The organism is Kitasatospora sp. NPDC058444, from assembly GCF_042721415.1.
Classification (GTDB): domain Bacteria; phylum Actinomycetota; class Actinomycetes; order Streptomycetales; family Streptomycetaceae; genus Kitasatospora.
In genome coordinates, this window is record NZ_JBHXLL010000006.1 from 154270 (window position 1) to 179569 (window position 25300).

Here is a 25300-nt window from a genome sequence, read left to right on the forward strand (position 1 = left end):
CACCCGACCCCGACGGCCATGCGACCGTCCAGCACCCCGGCATGGGCATGGTCGATCGACCTCGCACGCCACGACCGACGCGGCCTGCTCACCGAGGCCGAGGCGGAGGCACTCCGGACGCTCGGCATCGATCAGCTCCGACAGCACGACCTCACCGCCGACGCGGAGCCCCTGCGGCCGATCGCCCGGCTGGTCAGGCCACTGGCGGACGCCTTCAACGCCTTGCACTGGCCACCGAAAGACCGGCATCAGCGCCGGTACGCACGGGATGCGGCAGGACTCGTGCTCCTCCGCTGCGGCGAACTGCGGCGGGCCTTCTGGGGCTGGTCGGTGCAGGAATGGGCGGACCTGATAGACACGGACGGCGCCAAGTTCCGTCGAACGTGGGGCGGGCAGATCGGCCCCAACGCCCAGCCGTTCGTGATCGCCTACGCCTACCTCCTCGGCGAGTTCACCGCCTTCGACCGGCTCGGCCGGTTCATGCGGCCGACCCTTGCCCGCCGGGTCTTCGGGGGCGAGCTCGTCGACGCGGCCATCCAGCAGATCTGCACGGTCCTGGCCGACTGGGGCTACCGCCGCGATGCCGAGAAACCGGCCGCGGCGATCTGCCAGGTGCTGCTGCTGAACCGCAGCCCCCGGCTGGAGGATCTGTCCACCGACGCCCTGGCCGCACTGCGCGAGAGCCCGGCCATGAGCGGGCAGTGGGGCACCGACCTCCACGGCATCCACCGAGCCGTCGCCGCGCTCGGCCACGCAGACCCACCGCCATCCGTCCACGAGGCCGGTCCCGCCGCGATGGAGGGAGTGCCAGCCGCGTGGGCGGCATGGGCCGAGCGCTGGTACGCGACCTCGACACTGACCCCGAAGATCCGCAGAAGCTACCGCAGCGTGCTCGCCAAGATCGGCCGCTGGCTGGCCGCCGAGCATCCCGAGATCACCGAGCCCGCCCAGTGGACCCGGCAGACCTGCGCGGCCTGGGTCGCGGCGGTCGACCGGATGGCCGTCGGCGACTTCTCCCAGTGGACGCACGGCATGCGCTCGCAGGGCCGCCTGGGCAAGCCGCTCACCGCGGAGTCGAAGTCCGGCTACCTCAAGGTGCCCCGCGCGTTCTTCCGCGACCTGCACGAATGGCAATGGATCCCGCGCCGGTTCGACCCCGCCCATACCCTGCGGACGCCCCGAAGCGTCCGCGCTCTGCTGGGCCCCGACCCGCGCGTGATCGCCGACGACATCTGGGCCAAGCTGCTCTGGGCCGGCCTGAACGTCGAGCCGGGCGACCTGCCGACCGCAGACGCCCGCACCTACCCGGTCGAGCTTATCCGCGCCATCACCTTGACCTGGCTGTTCGCCGGCCAGAGCAGTGACGAGATCGCCCGGCTCCGGGTCGGCTGCATCCGCTGGCAGCACGACGGCCTGCCCATCCCCGGCGACTCGGGTGAGGTCCTGGCCCGCGACGCGGTCTGCCTGCTCGACGTCCCCACCCACAAGACCGGCACCGCCTTCACCAAGCCCGTCGACCCGCTCCTAGGCAAAGCCATCGAGGCCTGGCAGGCCGTCAGGCCGGCCCAGCCGCCGATGCTCGACCCCAAGACCGGCGAGTACGCGGACTTCCTGTTCGCTCACCGAGCCCGCCGGGTCGCCAAGCACTACATCAACACGGCGATCATCCCGATGCTCTGCCGCAAGGCAGGCGTCCCCACCGCCGACGTCCGAGGCAACATCACCAGCCAGCTCTACAACGCCAAGGAGCCCATGACCCTGTTCGAGCTGCAGGAATGGCTCGGCCACCGGACTCCGGAAGCGACCGCCCACTACGCGAAGATCACACCGAACACCCTGGCCAGGGCCTACAACGACGCTGGCTACTTCGCCCGCAACGTCCGCACCATCGAAGTCCTCGTCGACCGCGACGCCGTCGCCTCCGGCGCCGCGGCCGAAGGCGAGCCCTGGCAGTACTTCGACCTCGGCCACGGCTTGTGCACCTACACCTTCTTCGAGCAGTGCCAGCACCGGATGGCCTGCGCGCGCTGCGACTTCTACACGCCCAAGGCCTTCAGCAAGGGCCAGCTGCTGGAGGCAAAGGAGAACCTGCAGAAGATGCTCGCGGCCATCCCGCTCACCGATGACGAACGCGCCGCCGTCGACGACGGCCAGGCCGCCCTGGACCAGCTGTTGGAACGGCTCACCGATATCCCCACCCCAGCAGGGCCGACTCCACGTCAGATCGGCGTCCCAGCCACCGCGACGCTGCTGCCGATCCTGGGCACCACCCGCGGGCTGTCACCGGCAGCGGCTCCTGCCTGCGGCGGGTGCCACTCGGGTCAGTGACTGGTCACACCCGCCGGGCCCACCAGGGTAGGTCCCTCGAAGCCAACGGATTCGGCACGGTACGGCTGCGAAAGCTCTCGTCCAACGGCGCGATCAGCTTCTCGAGAGCGCGGGCAGATGGAGCCGACAGCATGCTCAGCACTTCGTCCAGCAGCCCGCGGCTGCTTCGACCGCAGCATGCGCAGGGATGGAAATTCCTCCGGGAAGGTTGCCGGGAGGTGCTCGACCACCCGGACAGGGCCTCCGTCGTCGCCCCAGGCCACAGGCCAAACCCCGCCCAGTTCATGGCTGTTCGGATCTCGATCTGGGAGATCTCCTGCTGCACGATTGCTGGAAGGCCGGGCGCGTGAGGCACGGCTCTCCAGTGAGGCCGGTGGCTGGCAGCACGGCGCAGTTCATGGGGCCGCTTATGCGGCATCAGCGTCTTTTTTCGCAGATCAAACTCACGGACTGGCCGTCAGGCTACCAGGGTGAGTCGACCCTCACCGGGCCGTCAGCTTGACTTCCTTGATTCCACAGAAACGGCGGGAAGTCGGCCGGCAGGGCCCGCCACTTCGTTCCGTTGTCGATCAGGTAGCGGATCGCATCCAGTATTGCGCGGTGGCAGTACACCTCCGGCTGCCCGCCCCGGCCCCGCAGCCGGCCCGGCACCGGCAGCAGCGGCCGCACCACCGCCCACTCCGCCTCGGACATGTCCGTCGGGTAACGGCGCTCACGGACCCCGTGGTCGGTGGCGTTCCCGAACCGGTGTGCCAGGCAGTCACACGCGAGAGTGACCGAAGTCGACCCCGCTCCCGCGATGCCGTAGAACTGCGACAACAGGGCCTCCTGGACTGCTCTTTGGCGTAGACACCCTTCGAGCTACCAAGAGGCCCTGCTTTCATGCGCGGCGGCCGTCATACTCACCCGATCGAGACTCCCGTTCGACTAGCACTCCTCAAGATCGGAACGACAACAGCCACTGAGCTTGACTCTGTCGGGGATCTTGGATGATCGGGCTCAAGTGCCAAGGGCTCGCCAGGACTTCGGCCGGGGGACGTCGTTTTCGTCCAGGAAGGTCTGGAAGGCGGTCGGCGGTCTCGGTGATGGGGCTTCGTCGGTGACTGGCTGGCCGCTGAGCCGTTCGATGTTCACGGCGATGGCTGTGAGTACGTGCTGTAGGTGGGCTTTCGGCTGGCCTCGGTAGCGGCAGCGGCGCATTCCGTGTCCGTGGGCGAACTCGTTGATGGTGCCCTCGATACCGGAGCGGACCGCGTAGCGGGCCTTCCACTCGGGTGTCTGCTGCTCGGTGCGGACGCGGACTTGCAGGTCTCGGAGTTCTCGCGGGGGAAAGCCCACGTTCCGGGCGCTCTCGCGGGAACTGATGCACCGGGGGCGGTCCGGACACGGCTGGCACTGGCCCTTGGTGAACCGCGCCACGATCAGGGGTGCCGCGGTGGGCGAAGAGGTTGGATAGGGGCCGTGCCAGCCCTGGCTGACCTGGCCTCGGGGGCAGGTGACCTGCCGGCGGGTCGAAGTCGATGTGGAAGTCGTCCCGGTCAAAGCCTTCGCTCCTGCGGTGCTGGCGGGTGGGATTGCCCGGCAGCGGCCCGCTGACAGTGACCTGGTGTTCGCGAGCGGCTCGTTCCAGGTGGACCAGCGAAGTGTAGCCGCCGTCGACCAGGTGCTCGGCGGGCAGCAGTTCGCGGCGTGCCAGGCGGGTGTGGGATGCCGGGCAGGGCCTGGCCGTCGTTCGTGGCGGCCGAGGTGGTGGCCACGTCCGTGATCACGTTGACGCTGTCGGAGGCACATGTCTCGGTGACATGCGCGGCGAACCCGTTCCAGCTGATGATGTGCCCGTGACGGACGTAGCGCGCCGTCGTGTCGTAGGGGGAGACGATCGCCGAGGCGGAGGGCGGCAGGCCACCGTCGTCGGCGGTGCGCCAGCGCAGGCGGCCTGCCGCGTCGCGGTAGTAGTTCTGCATCATGATTTGCCGCAGTGCCTCGGCCTGCGGGCCGGGCCGGTAGCCCGGTCCGTGCTCGTGGAGGTGCTCCAGCAGCCGGCAGGCGTCCTCGCCCGCGGCAAGAATCCTGGTCTTCGGCCGGGCGGGGTTCTTGCCCAGACGGACCGGACGGCCGTCGCGGCGCCCCCACTCCTCGTCGACCAGGCCGGTCAGCAGGTGCGAATCAGTGCGGGCCACTTCTTCCAGCACGGCACGGCCCGCCTCGGTGACCAGCTCCAAGCGGGTCAGGTCGCGTACCGCAGCCAGGACGTGGGTGGAGTCCGTGCGCTGCGTGGTGCGCTCGCGCACGAGCCCGGCCTCGGTCAGGCGGGCGAGTACCAGCCCGCGAAGTCCTCGTCGCACCACAGCCCGTTCAGCCGGTCTCTCACCCACATCGCGGTCGTACCGCCCGGGTTGCTCGCCCGCGCGATCTGTGCGGTCAGAGAGGGGACTTGCTCACCGGAACGGGGGCGGAGCGACAACTGACACCTCGACAACTGCATCGGTCTTCGATCAACCCCGAGCATGCCCGCTGATCAGGCGGGCACACCGGGAAACTCCAAGATCCCCGACAGAGTCAAGCTGAGTCCGGATCGCTCAGGCTGGCGACTGCGGTCGGGGAGGGCACCGACTTGGCGCTGCGTGCCCTCGCCAGATGAGCGAGTGCCTTCGCCAGTCGGGCCCGCTGCCGGACCAGGACCGTCTTGTTCTCCATGGGCACGGGCGGTCGACCGTTGGCGGCCCGGCGCCGTCGAGCCGGACCCGGCGGCCGTCGAGGAGCACCTGCGCGCGCAGGGCGTCCGCTTCACCACCTGGGAGGGGTGGCAGCTGCTGGACGCCCACGAGCGCGCGCTCGGCGAGGCCGAGCAGCGCGAGCGGGTCAAGGTCGTCGAGCGCGAGGAGATGCTCCGCCACAGCGGGGCCTGAGCCCCCCGCAGGAGTCCGGCCCGAACGTCCGAGGGCCCGGGCCGCGCCTGACGGGATCCCGGACGCTTTTGGTGATTCGAGGTCCTGATCATTTCGCCCCGCCGATCCGGTGCTCGGCGGGGCGATCCGGAGTGCCGGGCTGCCCTTCGGGAAGGCCGCCCGCGCCACCACACCGTCTCCACCGGAACCCCGCCCGGGCCCACCCGCACGCATCGACACCGGACCACCCCGCAACGACCACGCCACTCGCCGCACCCGATCACTCACAATTCACCAACAGCGTCCGGAGGTACGAGGGCTGCCGGGGACGGTTCACAGACCCGGCACGTGGTAGCCGTTGAGGCGCCAGAGCGCGGCGCTGTACCAGAGCAGGGCGATCAGGACGAGCAGGGCGCCGCCTGCCGTGGGCAGGGCCCAGCCGGGCAGCCGGCGGTGGCGGACCACGATGACCTTGGCGACGAACGCGCCGTAGAGGAAGCATCCGGCGAACGAGTGCACGGCGATCCGACTGTCCGCCAGCTGCACGCCGTAGGCCCCGAGGCAGTGGTAGGCGATCGGGAGGGACAGCAGGAATGCGGCCAGGCCGACCAGCCGGTGCCCGGTCCGGACCGACCGGGTTGCGGTGGGCAGGCCGGGCAGCCGGCCGTACATCCAGAGCGCCAGCAGGAGCTGGACCAGCGCGAGGCCCAGCAGGGCGGTGCCGAGTTGGGCCTTGAGCTGGTTGGCGTCGTCGAATCGGCGGCCGAAGAGGCTGCTCGCGTAGTCGGGTGTGTGCGCCCGGCCGTACCAGAAGAGGCCGGCCGTCACGGCCACCGGCAGCGTTGCCCACAGAAGGCCGGAGGCCCGCCGAGGGCGGGACGACCGTTCGACGCCGTTCAACCGCTCAGCTGCCCTCGACCTTGTTGCCCGAGGTGTTGACCACATACCACGTGGCACCGAAGGCGTTGGACTCCTCGCCGTTGGTGTCGCCCTGCGCCGTGTCGCCCTCGAAGTAGTAGAGCGGGTGGCCGTTGTAGACGATCTGGGTCGTGCCGTCCTTGCGGGTGCTCGTGGAGAGCTTGGCCTGGTCGACGCCGTTGGTGGCGGCGGGGGTGCCGGTGGTCAGGGCGGGGGGCCAGGCGGTGGCGCAGGCGTCGTAGCAGGTCGAGGTGGGCGAGGTGTCCGCCTCGAACAGGTAGAGCGTCTTGCCTCGGGCGTCGACCAGGATGTTCTGGTACTTGCCGACGGTGGTTGCCGAGACCGTGGCGGCCGCACCGCCGGCTCCGGCCGAGGGGCTCGGGCTCGCGCTCCCCGTCGGGGTCGCTTCGGCGGGCTGACTGCCGGAGGGGCTCGCTGCGGAGGTCGTCTCGGGTGTCGGGCTTGCCGCGGGTGTCGACTTCTTGCTGCTGGAGCAGCCGCTGCACACCACGGTGATCAGGGCGACGACGGCGGCCGTGGCGGTCACCGTACGGGAAACTCTCATGTGCTTCTCTCCGGCCGGGGTGGGAACTGGTGCCACCACTTCAGCGCGAACAGGCTCGGCCGCTTCACCAGGCACGCCAGCAGGCGGGCAAGGCGAGGCGACCGTTAACCCCGATGGCCGACAGTAGCGGCTCATGGCCCGGTTCGCCGCCGCGATCAACCTTGCCCGCATCGACGCCCACCTCACCAAAAACTCCCCGGACCCACACCCGCACAAGCCACTTCGCAGCATTTCGCCCCGCCGAGCACCAGCTCGGCGGGGCGAAATGATCAGAACCCCGAATCACCGACAGCGTCCGGGATCCCGTCGGGCGCCGCCCAGGTCCTCGGACGTCCAGGCCCGGGGCGCCGCCACCGAATCCCGCGGGAATTCCCGCCGAAGCCGCACCTGCGGGGCTCCGGCGGATTTCCGCGCCGGGAAATCCGCGGCCTGCTGCCGATCGTCCTGCCGCACCCCCGGGGTGCCCCGTCAGGGACGGACGATCGGCAGCAGCAGCTCGTCCACGATCTCCGCCGGACCGGGCCGCACTGAGTCCCGGGTGTCGCCGCCGCCTTGCCGCCGGGGCCCCGGCCCGCCCCCGCCGCAAGGCGGCACTTCCGAAGCAGCGCAACGCCGTCGTGCCCGAGCCACCGCGGCTGGTCGACCTCGACCGGCTCGGTCGGCCCACCGTCCGCCGGACCGGGCCGGCCCCTGGCATCACGGGGGGACCGGTCCCGGCCCAGCCGCAGCGCGCGTCCCGCACCCGGGCCGGTGGCATGTCGTCCCCCCGGCCGGGCGGCGCCGTGCCTCGCGAACAGTCCACTCGGCACGGATTCCAGGACAGCAGCTCCAAGGAGACCCTGGTGATCCGAACCCTCGCCGCCGACCTCGGGGAGGACCCGGACAGCCTCGACCAGCGTGGAAAGCTGAACGTCGGAGCCGACGTGGTCGACAACGCCGGCCGCTACTACGAGATCAAGGCACACGGCGGCGCCCGACCGGGCCACGTCACCCTCACCGCCGCGGAGTACAACCGAGCCCGGGAACAGGGAGAGAACTACATCCTGGTCGTCGCCGAACACCTCAACGAGGACAGCGGAGGGGAACCGGTCCTGACCCTGATCAGCGACCCGTTGGCCAAGCTCGACCTGGAGCCCGTGTCGGACGTCCGGCTCAAGGGCCTGCGCGGAGCCGACCTGGAGGCCCTCGTGTGGGAGTGGCCGACGACCTGACGCGGACGGGAGGCATACCCCGGACAACCCTCCCCCGGGGCGGCCGGGGTACGTCTTTCCCGACATGGGAAGGCGGAGGGTCGGTACGTGCCGGAGTCGGCGCGTACGGATCGTCAGTCCCACCAGAAGGACCAGACAGGGGAGCGGACCTGCCCGTCGCCGGCCTGCTCCAGGTCCTGGATGTCGTCGGGTGCGTAGGCGTACTGCTCGATGGCGACCCGGGCCGCGGTGTGCCGGTCGGATGGCGGGCGGGTGACCAGCAGTTCGAGGCAGGAGCTGCCCGCGTAGTAGAGCTCCGCGCCGAACCGCTCGTACCAGCTGCGCAGCACCGCGACGTGCCAGGCGGGCAGGAGTCGGCGGTCGTCGTTCCCGTCGGGGGAGAAGTTCCGGTTCGGTGTTTCGAGGGCCTTGGGGAGGAGCGCCGCACCTCGTAGCCGTGGCGGGCCCGGACGAAGCAGATCGAGGTGCTGCCGGAGCCGGAGTGGAACCGGCCGGGGCGGGTACGCCGGCTGGCTTCGGGGTTCTCGGCGATCTCCGGGGACGTCCGGGCGATGGAGGGCTGGTAGAACCGCAGGCCAGAGGGGGTGGCTAGAGGGTCCGCCAGTAGGTCATCGGATGCGGGGGTTTCGAGGCCGGGTGTCCCATCGGTGGAGGGTCCAGGCGCGTTGGATCAGGCACCGGACGGTGATGGTGACGCTGGCCAGGGCGATGAAGAACTCGACAGGGGTTCTTCATCGCTCGGTGCGGCGGCGGAGCTTGCCGAAGTTGTTCGTCTGCTCGGCACCTGCTGACGAACGGACTTGGCTGGGGGCGGCGATGTGGAGCCGGTCGCGTTGCCGCGCGCGGGGATCGGGGACCTGGCGGTCTTTCACGACACCGGCGCATGTGGGGCGAGCATGTCGTCGAACTGCAACTCCAGACCTCTGATCCCGGAGGTCACGGTCAAGGCCGATCGGGCCGGGCCGATCCGTGGGCGGCAGGCCGGGCGAGCTGTTGGCGCTGGAGGTGGGGCTGCCGGAAAACTTTTTCTCCGGGGACCGATGAGTTCAGGCGGTGGCGGCGGTCAAACCTGAGAAAGCAACGACAGCCGACCAGGGAGACCTGAAATGTCCAGCACCGCCACCGCCGCCACCACGACCACCGCCACGGCCGCGAAGTCCAGCACGGCCGTGGTCCGGGTGGTCTGGACGCTGCGGATCCTGCTCGCGCTCTTCTTCGCCCTGGCCAGCGCGCTGCCCAAGCTGCTCGCGCTCCCCGCCGCCACGACCGTTTTCGACGCCATCGGTGTAGGCCACTGGTTCATGTACCTGACCGGACTGGTGGAGCTGGCCGGAGCGGTCGGCCTGCTGGTCCGCCGGCTGGCCGGGCCGGCCGCGACGGCGCTGATCGTCTTCCTGGCGTTCGCGTTCGTCACCCAGCTCACCGCGATGCACGGAGAGAACGCCGGGACCCCGTTCATCTTCATGGTGCCGCTGGCCGTCATCGCCTGGAACCGGCGCGACGAGACGGCCGAGCTGCTCGGCCGCTCGCACTGACCTGGTGCTTGGAGGGGGGGTCCGTCAGCAGAGCCCGTCCCGGCTCCCGGACGAGCGGTCGAGGCGGGTCGTGGCCGGCGGATGGTGCTGCACGCCATGCACAGCGTTGTCGACTGGCTGGCCTTCGGGGTCTGGGAGGACGGGCGGCTCGTCCGCTCGCTGAGCCTGTCCCCGGACAGCGGGATCATCGAGGACATCGGTGAGCCGCTCTCCTTCGAGGTGCCATCCTGGGCTCGGGAGCGCCCGGCCGATATCGTCCCGTGGCCCGACGAGGACGAGCATGTTGAGAGGTGGCTTCGAGTGCTCGGACCTTCCGTGGCTCGGGGGTCGTGTCGCGGTAGGCCGGTAGCGGGTCGGGGTTGGCCGCAGGAAGAAGAGGGGGCCAGGATGGCCGTGGGGCGTGCGGGGACAGTCCTGTTGGCGTTGGGGGGAGTTCTGATCGCAGCCGGCGGTGTCACCGCAGTGGTCTGTGTCCGCGATTCGGGAGGGGTGGTGACGCAGGAGAACATCCCGCTCACCCCGGAGATGCAGAAGTATGCCGAGACTCCGGCGGCGTTTGAGGAGTACCTGCGTTCGCATCCGCCGAAGCCCCTGATGGGTGAGATCCGTGGGGGAGGCAAGTAGCACACAGGGGTGGGGCTGCGCAGGTCGAACGCGCAGCCCCGCTCCCGACGCCGGTAGCGGTCAGTGCGAGTTGAGCCAGTTGATCACACCGGCGGCGCTGCTTCCATGGTTGGACGAGTACGTGTGGTTGTCGACCCAGTTGTTGCTGTCTGCCAGTTGATGGCTGTTGGCCCCCACGATCTGGCTGTTCCCGTCGAGGCCGGCGATCACGGGGCCGCCACTGGCGCCGTGCCCCCATATCGAAGGGGAGCTGATCGCGGTCGTGGTGTCGGCGCGCTCCGCGGGGGAGGGTGAATCCGACTATCCGTTGCCGTACAAGCGGCGGGACGTAGCCTGCGGTCTGGACCAGTCGGCCCCGCGCTCGCGGGGATGGCTCCTGCTCGGCGGCCCGACGTGGGTCCGCCCGGCTGTCGGCCCCGCGCTCGCCGGGGTGACCCCCAAGCCTTGACCTCTCGCGAGGTGTGCCTCCAATCAGCCCAGCCCGCGCGGAGGCGACCCTGAGCACTGACAGTTCGTCACCGATTCCGGAAGTGCCGCCTGCCCCGGTTCGGCGCGCGGGCGGCACAGCAGAGGAGGCCCACTGATGGAGAGCACCGTGCGGGCCCCCGCCGGGCCATGACCCCGGCCCCGGCCGGTCCGCCGCCCGAACCGCCCTGCGCGGTGGCGCCGTGGCCTACAGTGAGAGCTTCTTGCGGACGGGACCGGGTGACGGCACGAGCGGGAGGGGGCCGGGGTGGAGCGACGCGTACGTCGGACCGCGGCGGCCGCGCTGTCCTGGGCGTTCCTCGCGGCCTGGGCCGTCTGCCAGGTTCTCCTCGGCACGGCGACGGGCGCGGCGCAGCCGGCCCCCGGCGCGCCGCCCGCCGTCGCCGCCCCCGCCGCCGTACGACTCGGCCCGGCGGGCGCGGAGGTCCGGCGCACCGCGGACCGCCCCGGTTCCGACGTCGCCCAGCGGCAGGCGGCTGTCGCCGAGCCCGGCGTCCGGCTGCCCGCGCTCCCGCCGGTCGCGCTTCCGGCCGCCCGGACGGACGCCCCCCGGCCCCGGCCCGGGGTGTACGCCCCGGGGCCGCGCCAGGAGCGGGCGCCACCGTCCGACCACTACGACCCCCGCCATACCCGCGGTCCCCCCTCCACCCGGTCCAGCTGACGTCCCATCGCGCCCGCCGACCCGGGTGCCGCGGCCTGCCCGCGGCCCGGACGGGAGGACTCCGGCCATCGTGCCCGGAGCGTTCCCGGCGGCGCGCCGTCCCCTCGCGTCCGCCCGTCCCGGGTGCGGCGTCCCCTGCGGACGCCCGGCTCCCGCGGACCGCCCGTGGAGTACCCATGCCTACTCGCCGTACCGCGTTCTGGCGCGCGCTCGTCGCGCTCGCCGTCGTCGGTGTCTCGCTCTACGTCGCCCTGACCACCCCGCCCCGCCTCGGCCTCGACCTGCGCGGCGGCACCCGGATCGTCCTGGAGACCCAGGACTCGCCCACCGTCCGCGCCGACGCGGACGCCACCGACCGGGTGCTGGAGGTGCTGCGCCGCCGGGTCGACGGCCTCGGCGTCGCCGAACCCTCGCTCGCCCGCGCCGGGGAGCGGCGCATCGTCGTCGAACTCCCCGGCGTCCAGGACCCCCGCGAGGCCGTCGGGGTCATCGGCCGCACCGCCCAGCTCACCTTCCACCCCGTCGTCGCGACCGCCGATGGCCCGGCCGGATCCCCTGCAGCGGACGGCTCCCGGGTCCTCGCCGACCCCGGCCTCCCCGGCGGCCACCTGCGGCTGGGCCCGCCGGCGCTGACCGGCGACGGCGTCGAGGACGCCTCGGCCGTCCTCGACACCCGGACGGGCCGCGGCTGGAGCATCGACCTCTCCTTCCGCGGCTCGGCCGGCGACGCCTGGGCCAGGCTCACCGGGGACGCGGCGTGCGCCGCGTCGGCCGACCCCGCTCGCCGGGTCGCCATCGTGCTCGACGACCGTGTCCTGTCCGCCCCCGGTGTTCAGGACAGCGTGCCGTGCGGGCAGGGGATCACCGGCGGTTCGACGCAGATCACCGGCGGCTTCTCGGCCGACGAGGCCCGTGACCTCGCCGCCCTGGTCAAGGGCGGCGCCCTGCCGGTCCCGGTGACGGTGATCGAGCAGAGCACCGTCGGCCCCACCCTCGGCGCCGAGGCGATCCGGGCCAGCTCCCTGGCCGCGGCCATCGGTCTGCTCTGCACCGGGGCCTTCATCATCGCGGTGTACCGCCTGCTCGGCGTGGTGGCCACCGTCGCGCTCGCCCTCTACGGACTGATCTCGTACGCCGCCGTGGTCGCGCTCGGCACGACGCTCACCCTGCCCGGGCTGGCCGGCTTCGTCCTCGCCATCGGCATGGCGGTGGACGCCAACGTGCTGGTCTTCGAACGGGCCAGGGAGGAGTACACCGCTCCTCGGGCGGTCGGCCCCGGCAAGGAGCGCGACCTGCGGCGCCCGCTCCGTGTCGGGTTCGCGAAGGCATGGAGCGCGGTGGCCGACTCCAACGTGACGACGCTGCTCGCCGCCGGTCTGCTCTTCGTGTTCGCCACCGGCCCGGTCAAGGGCTTCGGGGTGACGCTCTCGATCGGCGTGCTGGCCTCGATGTTCTCGGCCATGCTGATCACCCGGCTGCTCGCCGAGTGGGCAGTGCGCCGGCCCTCCGCCGCCCGGCGGCCCACCCTGACCGGCATGGCCACCGTCGGTCGGCTCCGGACCCGGCTGACCCGGCGGCCGCCCCGGCTGATGCGCCACCGGCGGCGCTGGCTGGGCGCCTGCGCCGGCCTGCTGATGCTCGCCCTGGCCGGGATCGGCGGGCGCGGCCTGGACTTCGGCGTCGAGTTCACCGGGGGCCGGGCGGCGCAGTACACCGCCGCGCAGAGGGTCGACGCGGACGCCGCTCGCGCGGCGGTGGCCGACGCCGGGTTCCCGCAGGCCGTGGTGCAGACCACCGGCGACACCGGCGTGTCCGTCCGCACCAAGGAGACCGGCGACGACCAGCAGCAGCGCATCCGGGAGGCACTCACCGGCGTCACCGGCGAACTGTCCGTGGAGCGCGACGAGCTGATCGGGCCGAGCCTCGGCAGCGAGCTGCGCGGCTACGCGCTGGCCGCGCTCGGGCTCGCGGTCGCCGCCCAGCTGCTCTACCTCACGATCCGCTTCCGGCGGGCCTTCGCGGCCGCCGCGGTGATCGCGATGGCGCAGGACCTGCTGCTCGTCCTCGGCCTCTTCGCCTGGCTGGGCAAGCCGGTGGACAGCGTCTTCCTCGCCGCGCTGCTCACCATCGTCGGGTACTCGGTCAACGACACTGTGGTGGTCCTGGACCGGCTGCGCGAGCTGCGCCGGACCGGGACGAAGGCGAGCTGGGCGGACCTCGCGGACCGCGCCGTGGCGCAGACCCTCCCCCGAACGGTGAACACCGGCATGGGGGCGCTGTTCGTCCTGGTGGCCCTGGCGGCCCTCGGCGGTGACTCGCTCGCCGACTTCTCGGTGGCGCTGTTGGCCGGGGTCCTGATGGGCACGGCGTCGACGGTGTTCACCGCGATGCCGGTGGTCGTACTGCTCCAGGAGCGGTTCCCGGACCGGCCGCGGGAGGCCGGGGAGGCACGGGCGCCTCACGCGGCGGGCGCGGCGCGAACGCGCGACCACAACGGCGCGGTGGTCTGAGCGGCGCCGGTTCGGCGGGGAGGCCGTGCGTTTCGCGACCGGCCGGCCGAGTGGGGTCGGCCGGCCGGTCGCCGGGGAGGGCTGTTGCGCGCTGCTGATGCTGGACCTTGCCGCCGGGCACCTTGCCGCCGACCGGGTGGACGGTGCGTTCGCCATCGCGGACAAGGCGCTCGATGCCGGGGCCACCTACGGGTCCGGCCGCCCTCGACGCCTCGGCCGCCCCCGCGCACATGGCGGGCAGCGAGACAGTCGTCGGTCTGTCAGACGTCGTCCTCGCGGTCTGGGACGGCATGCCCACACGCGGGCACGGTGGAACCGCAGACGTCGTGGCCAACGCGCGACGCTGCGGCGTTCCCGTCCAGGTCCTGTGGCCCGAGGGCGCGACGAGGTAGTCCGACGTCACAGGTCGGCCACGACCGTGCACGACCGATCGGCAACCCGGCACCGTTGCCCCACACCACACCTGTCCTAGGGGGGGACCATGCGCACCCGTACCACCGCCACGGCCGTCGTCGCCGTACTGCTCGCCGTCGGCTCGGCCGCCTGTAGCTCGACCAGTGGCTCGAAGGGGGCGCCCGCGGCACCGAGCAGCGCGGTCACCGCCCAGCCGACCTCGACAGCGGCCGCGCCGGCTGCGCCCCAGACACCGGCCGAGGCCGGTGCGGCGGCGCCCGCGCCGGCCGGGGCGAAGCCGAGTGGGCCGCCGGCCAAGCCGGATGCCGCGACCACCGCGGCGTACATCGCGGCGCTGACCGCGATCGACCCGGAGATCGTCAGCGACAAGCCGGACCGGGCAGTGTCGCGCGGCCGCGACCAGTGCACCTCCGTCGCCGAGTGGCCGAATGACCAGGCGAAGCTGGTCGACCTCGCCAGCAAGCGGTTCACCTCGGCGAAGCATCCGGAGGGCTTCGGACCTGAGAAGTCGGCACGGATCCTTGAGGCCGTGCGCAAGCACATCTGTCCGACCTACTGAGCCTGGACACGACGAAGCGCCCCCGTCCCGGCCGAGGCCGAGGCATGCGGTCGGCCCCGCGCTCGCGGGGATAGCTCCGGCCAGTCCATGTTGGTCGCGCAGATGCTGCTGTCGGCCCCGCGCTCGCGGGGATCGCGCTCGGCGCAGCCCGCCTACGGATGCGTCCAAGTCTCCCGTCGATGCGCGACCGCCCCCCGGACCTCTGCCAGCGCGCGTTCGCGGTCGACCGGCGGCGGCTGGAACCGGCCGCCGGACCGTCGGACGTGTTCCTCCCAGCGGTCCTGCCAGAACTCCACCGTCCAGCCGGGCCATCGCTGTGGCATCTCGTACGCCTCGGCCGACGCCCCGAGTACCCACCAGCCCACCCGGCGCCGAACCGGATCGACATGGACCCCGGCTTCAGCCGGCATGCGACACACCGCCTGCTCCGGACCGTCGGCCAGCCGGTCGAGAAGCGAAGTCCCCTCGCGGATCGGATGGTCGGCAACGTTCGCCACCACATAGCAGCGGTCCGAGCCGACCGTCACCACTGCGACCATCGGCTCGGGGTCGGCCAGGTCCTCCGGATGATGGCGCCGCGAAGTTCACGAGCCGTGCGAGCGCAAACGCCACGACGCCGAGCTGACCGGGCACATCCGCCGCATCCACGCCGACTCCGACGCCACCTACGGATCCCCGCGGGTCCACGCCGTCCTGCGGCGTGAGGGCACCCACGTGGGCCGCAAGCGCGTCGAGCGCCTGATGCGCCAGGCCGGCCTGCAGGGCGTCAGCCCTCGCGGGCCCCGCTCCTTCACCCGCCGCGACCCGGCGACCAACCTCGCCCCGGACTTGGTCCAGCGCGACTTCACCGCCGCCGCGCCGAACCGGCTGTGGGTCGCCGACATCTCGCTGATCCCCACCGGCGAGGGACCGTGGTGGCTGGCCACGATCCGCGACGCCTTCTCCCGCCGGATCGTGGGCTGGCACACCTCCGAGCGGGCGGACGCCGACCTCGTGCTCACCGCGCTGGAGTACGCCCTGCACGGCCGACCCATCGAGCCCGGGAAACTGATCCATCACAGCGACCACGGGTGTCAATACACGTCCATCAAGCTCACAACTCGCCTGCTGAAGGCGGGAATCGAGCCGAGCATGGGAAGCGTGGGCGACTCGTTCGACAACGCCCTCGCGGAGAACTTCTGGAGCGTCCTGAAGACCGAGTGTGTCCGCCGCACGACCTTCGCGACCCGCACAGACGCCGACCTCGCACTGTTCGCCTATATCGACGGCTGGTACAACACCCGCCGCATCCAGAAGCGACTCGGCTGGCTCAGCCCCGACGAATACGAGGCCAAGTACTACGCCGACCAGGCGACGGCCGAACCAGTGGCCGTCGAACTACCCACACCCGCCCTGACCAGGTAATCAACACCTCCCGCGCAGCGGGGGAAGCTCACCCCCCTTGCCGTGCCGACGCAAGGCGATCGTAGTGCGATCCCGATGAGGCGGCATCCGGCACGTTGCCGTCGCGTCCCAACCGTGCCCGATCGAGAGGGAAGCCACGGGCCTCTCGGGCAACTCTCACCAACGAACAAGGCGAAGGTTCTCTGATGCGGCAGAGTACGCAGTCGGTGTTCGCGCAGCTTTCCGGGAATACCCCCCCGCGAACGCCGTCCTCCTGGTCCGCTGCCCCGGGCTCGACGCCCTCACGCCGCGTGTCCGCTCCTTCGCCGTCATGCTGACGGGACACCAGGGCGAACGGTTTCCGGAACGGCCCGACGCGGTCCGCCAGGACGACCAGCCCAACGTCCGCACCCTCGCCGCTGTCATCGTCGCAGGAAGTTCCCTGCCCTCGAACTTCGGCGTCATTGAAGGACACGTGATCCGTATCGTTCCGTGGAATCGACGCTGTCAAGTGCCGCCGAGGCTCCTGCCGCTTCGAATACGTGCTGGCCGATTGGGTCGCGGGCCGGAAGACTGAGCTGCTGTGGACATGGGGATCTCTGGTTTCAAGCCGTCCTTCCTGGTAGGGGTCGAGGCGGTTCGGCAGGCTCACGAGGCACGTCTGGCAGCGCTCGTCGGCAGGCGGCTGGCGGGGTTCGCCCTGGTGCGGTTCGCTGAGGACGACGACTGGTTCGCCGACTGCCCAGTGGTGGTGGACTTCGACGGCCTCCAGATGGAGGTCTGCCACGCGAGGCTCGACGAACTCTCGATCGGCTGGAACACGATCGACACCGCAGCGACCATCACCGGGTGGGGGCGGTCCGAGCTCACGCCCCGGTGGTCCCACAGCGATGAACGGCTGGAGCCGTTCATCGCCCGGGAACTGCGCGAGGTCGCGCTGCTCGAGTGGCGGCCGGCAGACCGTGACCTGGCGGCCGCAACGGTGGCGGTGGAGTTCACCTTCCCCGAGGGCCGTCTGCGGATCGTCAACGGCCTCGACGAGAACCACATCGAGACCGGCGCTGCCCAGCCGGACTATATCCGACACCGGATGCGCCGCTGATCGCTCGTTCACCAGTGACGATCCACCGCTTCGCGCGGCACTCGTCAGCTGGCGCTGCTGTCACCTATCGAAGCCACCCCCCTTCCAAAACCCGCAGAGGCCCCACCGGAAAATATCCGGCAGGGCCTTTGCGGCTTTAGGAGCGGGGGTGGAAGAAATGGGGCTGGCCAGCTGTAGGCCTTAGGCCGTTCTTGCTGCGCTGCCTTACAGGCCTGGCGTCCATGGAATCCACCGTTACCCTCGCCCTAGTCTCGCCTAAGCGCGCGTCCCGAGAACATCGAAGACGACTTCCATGGCCAGGGAAGCGAGTTCTTTACACGAAAGGAGCTGGGACTTCATAGTGCATGACCCGGACGTGCTCAACGAACTCAGGACCGACGGAGGTGATTGCGCCTCAGATAGTAGGGGAGTCCTTGACGCGATGGTCAGTCCCACCAGAAGGACCAGACGTGGGAGCGGACCTGCTCGTCGCCGGCCCGTTCCAGGTCCTGGATGTCGTCGAAGGCGTAGGCGTACTGCTCAATGGCGACCCGGGCAGCAGTGAGCCGGTCGCTCGGCGGGTGGGTGACCAGCAGTTCGAGGCAGGAGCTGCCCGCGTAGTAGAGCTCGGCACCGAACCGCTCGTACCAGCTGCGCAGCACCGCGACGTGCCAGGCGGGTAGGAGTTGGCGGTGGTCGTCCCCGAAGGGGGAGAAGTTCCAGTTCGGTGTTTCGAAGGCCTTGGGCAGGAGTGCTGGCACCTCGTAGCCGTGGCGGGCTTGGACGAAGCAGATCGAGACGTTGCCGGAGCCGGAGTGGAACCGGCCGGGGTGGGTCCGCGGGTCGACTTCGGGGTGTTCGGTGAGGTCTGCGGCGAGGGTGTCCTCGAACATGTCGGACGGGAGGGCCAGGGGCGGGCCCTCCCAGTCGGCGAGGGTCCATTCCCGGGCGGCCGAGACCAGTTCCTGGACCACCTCTTCCGGGTCTTGGGCGAGGGCGCGGGCGAGGCCTTCCGGGCCGCCGCCGGACCAGGGGCCGCCGATCGCCTCCCGGGCCACGAAGTCGCTGCTCCACAACGGTGAGACGAAGGGGTACCACCCGGTTTGAGCGTGTTCACGGTGGTAGCGCAGCCAGGTCTCGTAGGCCTGTGCCTTGGGGACGCGGATCTCCAGGACGGTGACCGAGTCGCCGACCGTGGCGCTGTGCACCTCGGCCTGGAGGTGTCCGGTCATGGCCTGCTCGGACAGGGCAGGGCGGTGGTTCATGGGTTCCTTCCAGCAGAATCGGACGGCGGTCCGGAACGGGGAGGCCGTCCCGGACCGCCGTGAGGAACTACGTGGTCACTTGAGGTTAATCGTCGTCCGATAGCCGTCGCCGATGAGGTGGACCTGAGAGAGATTGATGGTCTCCCTTCCAGGTGTCTTGAGCCATCCGTTGACCTTGTTCTTCGCCTCTCGCTCGGTGATATTGGAATTCAACAACATGATGTAGACGGAATCGACTCCTTGTGTGTTTGCCTTTGAGAGGTGGCCGTTGATTCGGTTTGCACTGCCCCTGACCAGCTTGAACTCGGACCTGACTCCGTCGACCCAGGCGTCAAAGCGATTTCCATCCTGGGCACCGGGGGCAGGTGTGTTCTCGCCCCGCGCCACGACGTGGTGGCCGTCCAACGCGACCTGGAAGGCCACTTCGAAGTCGTCGTCGCCGAATGCGCCCGCGTCGGATTCGTTCTTGCCGCTGTCCGACTCGTCGATCCTGCTCAGGACCTCCTTCACCTGGTCGGCCAGTCCCTTCTGGTTCATGTAGGAAGCGAACCGGCAGCCGGCTTTGCCTCCGGGCTCCCTCTGGCAGCTGTGAGAGTCGATTTTGCGAACCTGACTGAGCATCTTGCCCCACTCGAACTTCCCCGCGCCCACGATCTCGTCGTAGCGCTTGTCGCGTAGCATCTGCGCCTTCTTGGGGTCGGTGTGCTTCGCGCGGTGCTGGGCGTCGACCTCCGCGTACTGGCGGGTGAAGGCTTTCGCGACGGGCGCGTCGAGGCCTTGTCCCTCACCCACGTACTTGCCGTTGGTGCAGTCCTCGCCGCGGGCGTTGCAGTAGTTGCGTTCGTCCGGGTCGTATTCGCCGCTGGGATCGGAGCGGTCGATCGGGTTGTTGTGAGCGTATGCGTAGCCGTTGAGGGCCTGCGGGTCGTCGCTCACCAGCAGCGGGTCGACGCTGAGGAAGCGGCCGGTGGCAGCGGCGTACTCGCGGGCCCCGAGGTGGGTGAAGCCGGTAGTGGTGTCGGCTTCGCCGCCGATGAAGCCCTTGTCTCCGAGCCAGCCAGCGGGCGCGGGCTGGTTACCGCGGGGGTTGCCGAACGGGTCGACGGGGCGGCGGGTTGTGGCGAGCGTCGTCAGGTCGATGCTGACTGTGTTGGTGCCGTGGTGGTCGGCGGCCTGGACGAGGAAGCTGCCGGCCGCGGTACCGGCTCCTTGGCGGACCATGGTGAGGCCGCCGGGGATGGGGTAGTAGCGGATGCCGCTCTGGGGCTTGCTTACGGTGCCGGTGTTGACGGTGAGTTCGTCACTGCCGAGGTTGATGGTGGTGCTGCTGGGGTTGCGGCGGATGAGCTGGTTGCCGTCGGCGTCGTAGAGGTATGTGGTGGTGGTGCTCGGGGTTGTCCACTTCTGCCCGGCTGGGACGGTGCTCGCGCAGTCGCCGAGGGCCAGGGCGGTGCTGTTGGTGGTGACGTCACCGGGGATGGCGAGGCACAGCTTGGACTCGGGGTTCTGGATGGTTCCGTCGGCGCGGGGAGTCCAGGTCTGCGCGGCGGAGTTGTCGCAGTTCTGGACCTGGACGGCCGAGCCGGCCGTGGTGCCCATGGCCTGGACGCACTTGCCGAGAACGACGAGCCGGTTGTTGGCGACGGTGTAGAGCTGGCTTCCGTCGTCGGTGCAGGCGTTGATCTGCAGGGCGGTCCCGTTGGCGGTGCCTCCCCCGGCCGTGGCGATGCACATGCCGCCGTTACCGGTGATCCGGCCCGGGGCGGTGTGGCTCGCCAGCTTGCCCTCGCTGTTCCAGGTCAGAGCGGAGGTGCCGGTGCCGGACACGCCGGTGCGGATGGCGGTGGTGTTGCCGGTTGCGTCGTACTGGGTGGCGCCATTGGCAGTCGTGGTGGTGCCGGCCTTGACAGTGGATCCGAGCAGAGCGTGCGCGCCGCCGATGCCGCCGCCGGTGTTGGCTGCGGTGGTCGGCGTGTTGACGGTTCCGGGTGCCGGGAACTGCTGGGTGGTGGTGACGTCCTTCGCCGTGTCACCGGTCGGGTCGTGTTGGATGAGGGAGGTGCGGTTGCCGGTCAGGTCATAGGTGTACTCCTGCCAGTAGGGGTTGCCACCGCCCACAGTGGTCTTGGCCGGTGCCACGGCACCGCTGGTCGGGGTCGTGTTGGCGCAGGCGCCCTGGTCGAGGGTCTTGTGCTGGAGCGGGTCCGGGGTGGTAATGCCGCCGGTGTCGGTCCAGGCGGTGGTCAGGCGGCCGAGGTAGTCGTAGGTGAAGCACTGCCGGTCGGTCGCGGCGGGATTGTTGTCGGGAATGTCGGTGATCGAGGTGATCGAACCGCTGGGGTCGTAGGTGTAGTTGGTCTGTTGCACCGCGCCCGTGACGGAGGTCTGCTTGTCGAGGAATCGGGAGCGGACCCGGCCGGTGGCCTGGTCGAAGTCGGTGGTGGTCACCACCTGGGTGGCCCACGGGTTGACGGTGGAGCGCACCGGGCGGCCGAAGGCGTCGTACGCGGTCTGTACGTCGTAGGTCGTCGCGCCGGCGTAGGAGAACATCTGGCCGTAGCTGTTGTTCGAGTACGCGAGCTCCTCGTACGGCAGGCCGCCGAGGGCTGGCAACGTGGTCAGCTTGGGATTGCCGGTGATCGGGTCGTACTGGTGACTGGTGGTGTAGGTGTACGTACCCGAGCTGAGACCGGCCTCGGTGCCCGGCATGCTGACGGTGGTGCCGGTGGGCCGGTAGCCGTTGTCGTAGCCGGTGATGGCGGAGGTGTACTTCTGGCCGCCGCTGCCGCCCACGTAGCGGGTGGAACCGGTGGGCTTGCCCTTCATCACGGTGTCGTACGTCCAACTGGCCAGTTGGGTGGCCGGCGTCACCGGGCCCTCGTACAGGCCGGTCTTTCGGCCGGCGATGTCGTAGGTGTAGCTGAGGACCTCGCCCTTCCCGTTGGTGGTGGAGGTGCGCCGCGACTCCGCGTCGTAGGTGTGGGTGACGGAACCGGAGTCCGGGTCGCTAGTAGAGGTCTGACGGCCCCGCAGGTCGTAGCCGAAGCGCCAGGTGTTCCCCGCGGCATCGGTCAGGGAGGTGCGCTGGCCTGCCGCGTCGATGGTGTACCGGGTCACGTCCGCGTCCGCGGCCTTGCCGGTCGCGGTGGTGGTGCGGTACTGCCACCGCTCGGTGGTGTATCCGCGGGCGTCGGTGACCGCGCTGGTGGGCCAGGAACCTTGCGGCGGGACCACATCGGTCCGGTCGACGCCAGGGTAGGCGGTGGTGGTCCGGCTCTGGAGTGCCCCGAGGGACCAGAGCTCCGAGGCGGCCGGTCGGCCCAGGCCGTCGAAGGTGATCCGGGTCTGGGCGGGGATGGTGCTGTCCGGAGCCGCCACCAAGGTGGTGACCGGGGCGGAGTCCTTGTTGTACCAGGCGGCGTTGGCGGCCCGGATACGTCCTTGGGAGTCGTACAGGGTGTCGGTGATCAGCCGACCGGTGTAGGCCGGGTTGCCCGGGGAGGACTGGGTCTGCCGGGGGCGGGAGAAGCCGTCGAGAAGGGCGACCTGGGACGTGTAGACCGGGGACGCCCCGTCCGCTGTCAGCGTGGAGCTGGTGGTGGTGGACGGTACCCCAGTGGTGCTGGAGACGTTGTAGGAGAACTTCTGGTTGGGGTTGGGCTTGGTGGCCGGAGTGCGGCCGGGCAGCCAGACGGCAGTCAGCCGGCCGAGTGCGTCGTAGGTCTCGGTGGCGGTCTTGCCGTTGGGGTCCGTGACGGCGAGCGGAAGGGATCGGCGGCTGTCGACCTTGGTGACCGTGGTCCAGACGCTGGTCGGGGAGCCTGGGGCGGGCGCCGAGACCGTCACGGTGGTCGGGAGTTCGCCGTTGGCCCCCGCTGTGAAGACGGTTGTGGTGGTGGCGCCGTTCGGGTGATCGGCGTCGGTGGTGTTCGGGTTGTTCACCGAGACCGTGCGGCCGTATGCGTCGTAGACGCTGGTCGAGGCCATGACGAACACGGGGATGCTGCCGTCGAAGCGGTCGAGGGCCTGTGCGCCGGTCGCGTCGGCCGTCGCGAGGGCCTGCCCGTGGGGCAGCCCGTCGTAGAGCACCCGGTTCCAGGAGACCGTGTTGGCCGCCGTGGGTGCGGCGGTGCAGGCACCCGGGCCGGAGACGGTCAGGGCCTCCGAGATGTGGTCGCTGTACTGCACGTCCGGGCCGATGGCGTACCCGGTGCGGGTGCACAGGTCGGGCAGCCCGTCGGCCTGGTCGAGTACGGTGACGGTCCGGTTGTTGTGTGCCGGGTCGCTGGTCGTCGTCTTGGTGCGCGTCTGCGGGCTGCCGTCCGCCTTTGCGGCGCGGGTCGTAGTGGTCTTGCTGGTGGCGGTGAAGCGGGCGACTAGGTCGGGAAGACCGTTGCCGCGGGCCTGGGTGGCGGTGGCCACCTCGCCGCTGGAACTGTTGACGATCACGGAGATGACGGGGCCGTCCGCCTGGGCGAAGGTCTCGGTCTGCAGGACCTGGCCGGTGAGCCAGTCCACGTCGGTGGACTTGCGGCCGAGGGCGTCGGTCAGTTGGGGGACGGCCCGTTTCGTGTTGTCCTTGCGGATGTCGCCGTCCATACCCTGGCGGTAGGTCACCCGGACCTGGCTCTTGGGCCCGTCGTTGCCACTGCCCACCGTCGTGGTGACGGTGGCGAAGCCACGGAACTCCCCCCAGGTGCGGGACTTGGCGTCGGTGAGCTGGCTGTCATCGCGGTGCCAGCCGGCCGGGCCGTAGGCGTAGCTGGTGGTCTTCGCTGGAGCGTTGGTGGCGAGGTCGTTCTCGGTGAGCGAGGCGACGGTGTGATGGTGGAACCAGTCCAGGACCGGGTCGGCTCCGACGATCGAGCCGGGCGGGGACCAGCGGACGGGGTAGCAGGACCGGGTGTTGTCGTCCTCGGCGGTCGGCATCACGCCCTTGATGCGGGAGCACTCGGGCAGGTTGTAGTCGACGTTGAGGACGCCGCCGGTCTCGTTGCGAATCTGCTGGATGCGCGGGCGGTTCATCAGCGGCGGTGCCGGGACGAGATCAGTGCCGTCGACCCGGTTGGGCAGCATCACCGGGGTGAAGGTGACCGGCGGGGTGCTGGCGTCGGGGCTGGCCGTCTTACCGGTGCGTTGGACGGAGTCCAACCAGAGTACCTTCTGGCTGGTGGCGTCGCTGGGGTCGGGGAAGGAGTGTTTCAGCTCGTAGCTGTCGACGTCCTGCCACGAGTTGTTGACGCGCACCTGGGTCGCGATCGAGGCCAGCCGTTTGGTGGTGAAGTAGGTCGGGCTGTAGTTGGTGCAGGTACCGGTGTCCTTGCACTCCTGGTCGACGGGGACGTCGGGCCAGTTGTCCTTGTTCGCGACGGTGCGGTTGGCTGGGTCGCAGGCCGAGCCGGCTGCCAGGCAGCGCTCGGCGACAGTGAAGTTCACCCGGGCTGCAGGCTGCAGAGAGCCCTTCGCCGCGACCTGCTCGCTCAGCCGCTGACCGTAGTCGATCCGGGACAGGGTGGCGGCTCGGGTGTAGGCGGTGAGAGCGCCGTTGCCGTTGTTCTGCCCGCCGCCGCGGGAGTAGTGGTTGACCTCCGGCGCCCAGGTGTAGGTGGTCAGGTTGCCGTGGTCATCGACCACGTAGTCGAGTGAGAGGCGCTGCCACATCTGGCACCAGGACGCCTTGCCCTTGGCCGCGTCGTAGCACCGGTCCCCGCTGTTCGGAGCGTAGACGGGCACGGTGGAGACGGAGTTGGTCGCCGGGTCGCTCCTGTCGCCACCGGGCAGGTGGTTGAGCCCGAAGTAGTACACGGTTCCGGAGACGTCGGTGACCTTGGCGTAGATGCCGTTGTCGGTGCCGTTGGCGGCGCCGCTGCCGAACTCGACCTTCGTGCCGTCGTCATCCCGAAGGTGCCAGACCCCGGTCGTATCGTCCGAGGCCGCCGCGTTGTTCGAGGCTCGTACCAGTTGCCCGGAGTGTCCGCCGAGTACCAGGGTGGCGTTGAAACCGTCCCAGCACAGGTCGCCGGAGTTGGTGATGCCGTCCTTGTCGCACGGCAGGTAGCCGCGCTCGATGAAGCCGGGGTTGAAGTCCCAGCCATCGCCGATCCAGGACGCCTGGGCGTTGGTCGCCGACGTCCTGCCGTCCACCGACGAGGAATCGTAGCCGAGCGAGACGGTGGGCGCGTCGTCGCCGAGTGCGGGCGGAACCTGAACGCCATAGCTGTAACTCATGGAGCCGGAGGACCCACCGGCGGACCAGCCGGAAGAACTGGAGAGAGCGGTGGCCTTGTAGGTACCACCCCCGCCCGCGGCACCGGTCTCCGCCGCCAGCAGCACTCCGCCGACGGCGGCCGCAGAGGCAGGTGCCGCCGCGAACGATGCCTTGGCAGAGAACGCGGCTGCGGTCGCCTCCTCCGGTTCTCGGGCGGCAGGAAGTTCGATCTCTGTGACGAGGCGCCCGGTGGCGACATCGTGACCAGTGGTCACCGGAGTGCGGACCTGACACGACGGAACCTCGGGGGAGGTCAGGGCGCAGGACGGCAGCGTCACCAGACGCCCGCGGGAGGCGAACTCGATGCCCGTCCGGGTACTCAGCTCAACCGGGTCGACGGCGACCCTGACCGGGACCTTGCCCTCGCCGGAGCTTGCCGGGGGTTGGGTCGGGGCCGGGGTGCCGCCGGTCTCGGCGGATTTGCCCGGGGCGGTGGCTGTCAGGGAGAGAAGCAGTCCGTCCGTGCCAGCGTTGCGGCCGTCCGACGGTGCCACGGTGACCGACGACGCAGCGCCTGCCGCTTGCCCGACACCGCTGACCCAGACCGGAAGCGTTCCGATCCGGGTAGGTGCCCCGGTGAGGTCGGCGGTGACGGAGCCCCCAT

The 25300-nt window shown here is 70.4% G+C and carries 17 protein-coding genes and 4 pseudogenes; 10 read left to right on the forward strand and 11 right to left on the reverse strand.

Features of this window, described 5'->3' with window-relative positions; all coding sequences use genetic code 11:
- The first annotated feature begins 18 nt into the window (after nt 1-18).
- Complete coding sequence (locus tag ACFWP2_RS09860; RefSeq protein ID WP_380449797.1) at nt 19-2328, forward strand: tyrosine-type recombinase/integrase; 2310 nt, start codon at nt 19-21, stop codon at nt 2326-2328.
- 519 nt (nt 2329-2847) lie between these two features.
- Here the strand turns inward: ACFWP2_RS09860 and ACFWP2_RS09865 are convergent.
- From ACFWP2_RS09865 to ACFWP2_RS09875, 3 genes and pseudogenes are all read right to left on the reverse strand, one after another.
- Nucleotides 2848-3021, reverse strand: a pseudogene (locus tag ACFWP2_RS09865) (transposase); the annotation flags it as partial.
- A 306-nt stretch (nt 3022-3327) separates the two neighbouring features.
- Entirely contained in the window at nt 3328-3870 is a 543-nt protein-coding gene (locus tag ACFWP2_RS09870) for a transposase (protein ID WP_380449799.1), read from the reverse strand.
- Nucleotides 3867-4619, reverse strand: coding sequence for a hypothetical protein (locus ACFWP2_RS09875; RefSeq protein ID WP_380449800.1), 753 nt, complete (start codon nt 4617-4619; stop codon nt 3867-3869). Before ACFWP2_RS09875 ends, ACFWP2_RS09870 begins: the two co-directional genes overlap by 4 nt.
- A gap of 447 nt (nt 4620-5066) precedes the next feature.
- Between ACFWP2_RS09875 and ACFWP2_RS09880 the strand changes: the two are divergent.
- Nucleotides 5067-5237: pseudogene (locus ACFWP2_RS09880) on the forward strand (pyridine nucleotide-disulfide oxidoreductase); the annotation flags it as partial.
- Nucleotides 5238-5549: 312 nt separating this feature from the next.
- Here ACFWP2_RS09880 and ACFWP2_RS09885 read toward each other — a convergent pair.
- Both ACFWP2_RS09885 and ACFWP2_RS09890 read right to left on the reverse strand, forming a co-directional pair.
- Nucleotides 5550-6161 (reverse strand): DUF6529 family protein, encoded by a 612-nt coding sequence (locus tag ACFWP2_RS09885; protein ID WP_380449801.1) that lies wholly within the window; start codon nt 6159-6161, stop codon nt 5550-5552.
- Complete coding sequence (locus ACFWP2_RS09890; protein WP_380449802.1) at nt 6121-6699, reverse strand: hypothetical protein; 579 nt, start codon at nt 6697-6699, stop codon at nt 6121-6123. Before ACFWP2_RS09890 ends, ACFWP2_RS09885 begins: the two co-directional genes overlap by 41 nt.
- An 842-nt stretch (nt 6700-7541) precedes the next feature.
- Between ACFWP2_RS09890 and ACFWP2_RS09895 the strand changes: the two genes are divergently transcribed.
- Complete coding sequence (locus tag ACFWP2_RS09895) at nt 7542-7910, forward strand: protein NO VEIN domain-containing protein (RefSeq protein ID WP_380449803.1); 369 nt, start codon at nt 7542-7544, stop codon at nt 7908-7910.
- Nucleotides 7911-8023: 113 nt separating this feature from the next.
- Here ACFWP2_RS09895 and ACFWP2_RS09900 read toward each other — a convergent pair whose 3' ends face one another.
- Both ACFWP2_RS09900 and ACFWP2_RS09905 read right to left on the reverse strand, forming a co-directional pair.
- Nucleotides 8024-8368, reverse strand: a complete 345-nt coding sequence (locus ACFWP2_RS09900) for a DUF4253 domain-containing protein (RefSeq protein ID WP_380449936.1) — start codon at nt 8366-8368, stop codon at nt 8024-8026.
- Between the two features lie 150 nt (nt 8369-8518).
- Nucleotides 8519-8680: pseudogene (locus ACFWP2_RS09905) on the reverse strand (IS5/IS1182 family transposase); the annotation flags it as partial.
- A gap of 336 nt (nt 8681-9016) precedes the next feature.
- Between ACFWP2_RS09905 and ACFWP2_RS09910 the strand changes: the two are divergent.
- Together ACFWP2_RS09910 and ACFWP2_RS09915 are read left to right on the forward strand one after the other, a co-directional pair.
- On the forward strand, nt 9017-9445 hold the full coding sequence (locus tag ACFWP2_RS09910; protein WP_380449804.1) for a DoxX family protein: 429 nt from the start codon (nt 9017-9019) through the stop codon (nt 9443-9445).
- 81 nt (nt 9446-9526) lie between these two features.
- Nucleotides 9527-10069, forward strand: a complete 543-nt coding sequence (locus ACFWP2_RS09915) for a DUF6928 family protein (RefSeq protein WP_380449805.1) — start codon at nt 9527-9529, stop codon at nt 10067-10069.
- A gap of 60 nt (nt 10070-10129) precedes the next feature.
- On the opposite strand, the gene ACFWP2_RS09920 is transcribed toward ACFWP2_RS09915, so the two are convergent.
- Nucleotides 10130-10279: a hypothetical protein gene (locus ACFWP2_RS09920; RefSeq protein WP_380449807.1), complete on the reverse strand. Its 150-nt coding sequence runs from the start codon at nt 10277-10279 to the stop codon at nt 10130-10132.
- 523 nt (nt 10280-10802) lie between these two features.
- Between ACFWP2_RS09920 and ACFWP2_RS09925 the strand changes: the two genes are divergently transcribed.
- From ACFWP2_RS09925 to ACFWP2_RS09935, 3 genes are all read left to right on the forward strand, one after another.
- Nucleotides 10803-11216 (forward strand): hypothetical protein, encoded by a 414-nt coding sequence (locus ACFWP2_RS09925; RefSeq protein WP_380449808.1) that lies wholly within the window; start codon nt 10803-10805, stop codon nt 11214-11216.
- 176 nt (nt 11217-11392) lie between these two features.
- On the forward strand, nt 11393-13726 hold the full coding sequence (gene secD / locus ACFWP2_RS09930; protein WP_380449809.1) for a protein translocase subunit SecD: 2334 nt from the start codon (nt 11393-11395) through the stop codon (nt 13724-13726).
- Between the two features lie 481 nt (nt 13727-14207).
- Nucleotides 14208-14699 (forward strand): hypothetical protein, encoded by a 492-nt coding sequence (locus tag ACFWP2_RS09935; protein WP_380449810.1) that lies wholly within the window; start codon nt 14208-14210, stop codon nt 14697-14699.
- A 152-nt stretch (nt 14700-14851) separates the two neighbouring features.
- Here the strand turns inward: ACFWP2_RS09935 and ACFWP2_RS09940 are convergent, their stop codons facing one another.
- The gene (locus ACFWP2_RS09940) at nt 14852-15238 is read right to left on the reverse strand and encodes a hypothetical protein (protein ID WP_380449812.1); all 387 of its coding nucleotides are present in this window, start codon (nt 15236-15238) and stop codon (nt 14852-14854) included.
- Between the two features lie 61 nt (nt 15239-15299).
- On the opposite strand from ACFWP2_RS09940, the pseudogene ACFWP2_RS09945 reads away from it, so the two are divergent.
- Both ACFWP2_RS09945 and ACFWP2_RS09950 read left to right on the forward strand, forming a co-directional pair.
- A pseudogene (locus ACFWP2_RS09945) lies at nt 15300-16103 on the forward strand (IS3 family transposase); the annotation flags it as partial.
- Nucleotides 16104-16671: 568 nt separating this feature from the next.
- Nucleotides 16672-17184: a hypothetical protein gene (locus tag ACFWP2_RS09950; RefSeq protein ID WP_380449937.1), complete on the forward strand. Its 513-nt coding sequence runs from the start codon at nt 16672-16674 to the stop codon at nt 17182-17184.
- Between the two features lie 425 nt (nt 17185-17609).
- Here ACFWP2_RS09950 and ACFWP2_RS09955 read toward each other — a convergent pair whose 3' ends face one another.
- Nucleotides 17610-18428 carry a DUF4253 domain-containing protein gene (locus tag ACFWP2_RS09955; RefSeq protein ID WP_380449813.1) on the reverse strand — a complete coding sequence of 273 codons (819 nt, stop codon included), beginning with the start codon at nt 18426-18428 and terminating at the stop codon, nt 17610-17612.
- Between the two features lie 75 nt (nt 18429-18503).
- Entirely contained in the window at nt 18504-24656 is a 6153-nt protein-coding gene (locus tag ACFWP2_RS09960; RefSeq protein ID WP_380449815.1) for a ricin-type beta-trefoil lectin domain protein, read from the reverse strand.
- Nucleotides 24657-25300 lie beyond the last annotated feature (644 nt).